4 protein-coding genes are annotated in these 3,618 nt (G+C 73.7%); 3 read left to right on the top strand and 1 reads right to left on the bottom strand.

The window, feature by feature from the left end; all coding sequences use genetic code 11:
• Positions 1–947 (bottom strand): COX15/CtaA family protein (locus tag EJK15_RS68215; protein WP_138720761.1); only part of this gene is annotated, 947 nt, incomplete at its 3' end.
• 99 nt (positions 948–1,046) lie between these two features.
• On the opposite strand from EJK15_RS68215, the gene EJK15_RS68210 reads away from it, so the two are divergent.
• The 3 genes from EJK15_RS68210 to EJK15_RS68200 all read left to right on the top strand — a co-directional run.
• On the top strand, positions 1,047–2,195 hold the full coding sequence (locus EJK15_RS68210; protein WP_138720760.1) for an NAD(P)/FAD-dependent oxidoreductase: 1,149 nt from the start codon (positions 1,047–1,049) through the stop codon (positions 2,193–2,195).
• A 132-nt stretch (positions 2,196–2,327) separates the two neighbouring features.
• Complete coding sequence (locus tag EJK15_RS68205; RefSeq protein ID WP_138720759.1) at positions 2,328–2,603, top strand: (2Fe-2S)-binding protein; 276 nt, start codon at positions 2,328–2,330, stop codon at positions 2,601–2,603.
• A partial coding sequence (locus EJK15_RS68200) for an NAD(P)/FAD-dependent oxidoreductase (protein WP_138720758.1) occupies positions 2,600–3,618 on the top strand: 1,019 nt, incomplete at its 3' end. The genes EJK15_RS68205 and EJK15_RS68200, both read left to right, overlap by 4 nt.

Raw genomic sequence — 3,618 nt, 5'->3', positions numbered from 1 at the left:
GGGGCGGGCTGCGGGTCGCGGGTGCGCAGCGAGGTGACGACCCTGAGCGCCGCGATCCACACCAGGGTCGAGCCGAGGACGTGCAGCAGCACCAGGGCGGCGGGCACGGCCAGGAAGTATTGCGTGTAGCCGATCACACCTTGGGAGAGCTCCACCACGAACAGCGCCAGCGCCGCTCGCCTGGCCGGCCGCGTCGAGCTGCTCACGTGCAGCGCGAACAGCAGCGCGAACGTCAGCCCCACCACGACGTAGGCGAGGTCGGCGTGCAGTCGCGCCACCGTCTCGATGTCCAGGTCGAAGCGCGAGGCCATCACGTCGCCGGAGTGCGGGCCGGTGCCGCTCACCACCACGCCGGCCACCAGCAGCACGAACACCGCCGCGAGCAGCACGTGGCCGAGCCTGCGGATGTCGCGATGGGTCACCCGCCGGGCCGGGCCGTCGCCCTCGCCCGCGCGGGCGTAGAGCATCCAGCAGGCCGCGATCAGGCCGGTGGAGATCAGGAAGTGCATGCCGACCGTGAACGGGTTGAGCATGGTGTTGACCACCAGCCCGCCCCACAGGGCCTGGGCCACGACGCCCGCCGGCTGCAGCAGGGCCAGCAGCACCAGAGACCTGCGGCGCGGCGCCATCCGCAGCGCCGCGATCACGCACGCCGCCCCCACGGCCAGCACCAGGAACGTGACCAGCCGGTTGCCGAACTCGATCAGCATGTTGAAGATCGACACCTCGGGGTGCGCGACCGGGATGAAGCTGTCCGGCGTGCACCTCGGCCACGTCGGGCAGCCGAGCCCCGAGCCGGTGACGCGCACGCCCGCGCCGGTCACCGCGATGCCCGCGTTGACCACCACGGAGGCCAGCGCCCAGCCCCGCATCGACCGCGTCGTGGGCGCCCAGAAGGAGAACAGGCGGCGCACGAGAGGGTTGGGGTGGTCCGTGGGTAGCTTCACGTCATCGATGGTAAGCGCCTGGCCCGCCGGTCCCGCCACCGGGAACGGGGCTTCTCAAGCTCTCAAGGTATGTGACATATTACTAGTGGGAGGTGGTCGATGTCCGACGTCATCGTCGTCGGCGCCGGCGTGGTCGGGGCGGCCTGCGCCTACTACGCCGCGCGGGCGGGACTCGACGTGACCGTGGTCGACCGGGGTCCCGTGGCGGGCGGCACGACCGGCTCGGGCGAGGGCAACCTGCTGGTGTCCGACAAGGAGCCGGGGCCCGAGCTGGAGCTGGCGGTGCTGTCCAACCGGCTCTGGCGTGACCTGTCCTCGCTCGGCGGGTTCGAGTTCGAGGCCAAGGGCGGGCTGGTCGTCGCCGAGACCCCCGAGGTGCGGGAGCAGCTCGCCGACCTGGCCGGCAAGCAGGACGTCGAGCACGCTCTCGTGACCGGCGCGGCGCTGCGCGACTACGAGCCGCACCTGGCCGACGGGCTGGCCGGCGGCGTCTACTACCCGCAGGACGCCCAGGTGCAGCCCATGCTGGCCGCCGCAGCCCTGCTCAAGCACGGCGCCGAGAGCTATGGCCACGGCGCGCTCCGGCTGCGCCTGGGGGTCGCGGTGACCGGGTTCACGCGGTCGGGAGAGCGCGTGACCGGCGTCCGCACGACGCACGGAGACGTGCTCGGCGGCGCGGTGATCAACGCGGCGGGCACCTGGGGTGGTGAGGTGGCCGCGCTGGCGGGCGTACGCCTGCCGGTCCTGCCCAGGCGCGGGTTCATCCTGGTCACGGAGCCGCTGCCGGAGCCGCTGATCCGGCACAAGGTCTACACCGCCGCCTACGTGACCAATGTGGCCAGCGACTCGGCAGGCCTGGAGACGTCGGCCGTCATCGAGGGCACCCCGGCGGGGACCGTGCTCATCGGCGCCAGCAGGGAGCGGGTCGGGTTCGACCGGACGACGTCGGTGCCGGTGCTGGCCCGGCTGGCCGCGCAGGCGGTCGCGCTCTTCCCGGCGCTGCGCGACGTGCGGGCCATCAGGTCCTACTGCGGGTTCCGGCCGTACTGCCCCGACCACCTGCCCGTCATCGGCGCCGACCCGCGGGCGCCCGGGCTGTACCACGCGTGCGGGCACGAGGGCGCCGGCATCGGGCTCGCCCCGGCGACCGGGCACCTGCTCGCGCAGGTCCTCACCGGCGCCCGGACCGACCTGGACCTGCGGCCCTTCCGCCCGGACCGCTTCCCCTCCACCGAGGAGGTCACGTGACCGAGCGGAGCGAGGGAACAATCAGACACAGCACCTTGGTCACGAGGCTGACGAAGGAGGCCTCGTGACCGAGCGGAGCGAGGGAACAATCAGACACAGCACCTTGGTCACGAGGCTGACGAAGGAGGCCTCGTGACCAAGCGAGGCGAGGGAACAATCAGGCACGGCACCTTCCACATCACGGTCGACGGCCGGTCCGTGCCGGTCGTGCCCGGCCAGACGATCGGCGCGGCGCTGCACGCGGCCGGCGTCCGCTCGTGGCGCACCACCCGGTTCGGCGGGCGGCCGCGCGGGCTGTTCTGCGGGATCGGGGTGTGCTTCGACTGCCTGATCTCGGTGAACGGGCGGGCGCCCGAGCGCGCCTGCCTGGTGGAGGCCGCGCCCGGGGACGAGGTGACGACGTCATGACGGACGACCTGGCTCGGGGGCGAGGGGACGGGCTCGTGACGTACGACCTCGTGGTCGTCGGCGGCGGGCCCGCCGGGGTGGCGGGTGCGCTCACGGCGGCGCTGGCCGGGCTGCGGGTGGCGCTCGTGGATTCCTCGGTACGGCTCGGCGGCCAGTACTTCCGCCACCCCGCCGTCCCCGGCAGGGCGCCCGGGCTGGACCGGTTCCTGCGGCAGGCCCGGGCCTTGGGCGACCGGGCCGACGTGCTGCTACGGCACCAGGTGTGGAGCGTCACGCGCGAACCGGACAGCGACCTGATCGTGCACTGCATCGCCCCAGGAGAGCGGTCGGTGGCCGTGCGGGGACGGCGATTGCTGATCGCCACCGGCGCGCACGACCGGCCGCTGCCGTTCCCCGGCTGGGACCTGCCCGGCGTGCTCACGGCCGGCGGCGCGCAGGCGCTGCTCAAGGGCAACGGCGTTGTGGCGGGCAGGCGGATCGTCGTCTCCGGCACCGGGCCGTTCCTGCTGCCGGTGGCGTCCGGGCTGGCCGGCGCCGGAGCGCGGGTGCTCGGCGTGTACGAGGCCAACGGCGCGCTCGGGCTGGCCAGGCATCCCCTGCTCGCCCTGGGCAAGGCCGGGGAGGCCGCCGGGTACGCGATGAGCCTGGCCCGGCACCGGGTGCCGTACCTGACGCGCCAGGCGGTGGTCGAGGCGCACGGGGACCACGAGGTGGAGGCCGTCACCGTGGCCCGCCTCGACAAGCAGTGGAACGTTCTCGCCACCCGTGTCGTGGAGTGCGACACCCTGGCGGTCGGCTACGGGTTCGTACCGCAGATCGAGCTGGGGGTGCAGCTCGGCTGCGGGACCCGGCACGACGTGGACGACAGCCCTGTCCTGGAGGTCGACGCCGCCCAGCGCACCACCGTGCCCGGGGTCTGGGCGGCCGGCGAGCCTACGGGCGTGGGAGGGTGGCGGCTGTCGGAGCTGGAGGGCCGCATCGCGGGCCGCTCCGCCGTGGCGGACACCCACGCCAC

Source organism: Nonomuraea basaltis (assembly GCF_005893125.1).
GTDB lineage: Bacteria > Actinomycetota > Actinomycetes > Streptosporangiales > Streptosporangiaceae > Nonomuraea > Nonomuraea basaltis.
Note: the sequence above shows the minus strand (reverse complement) of the source record. Positions and strands in the feature narration are given on the sequence as shown.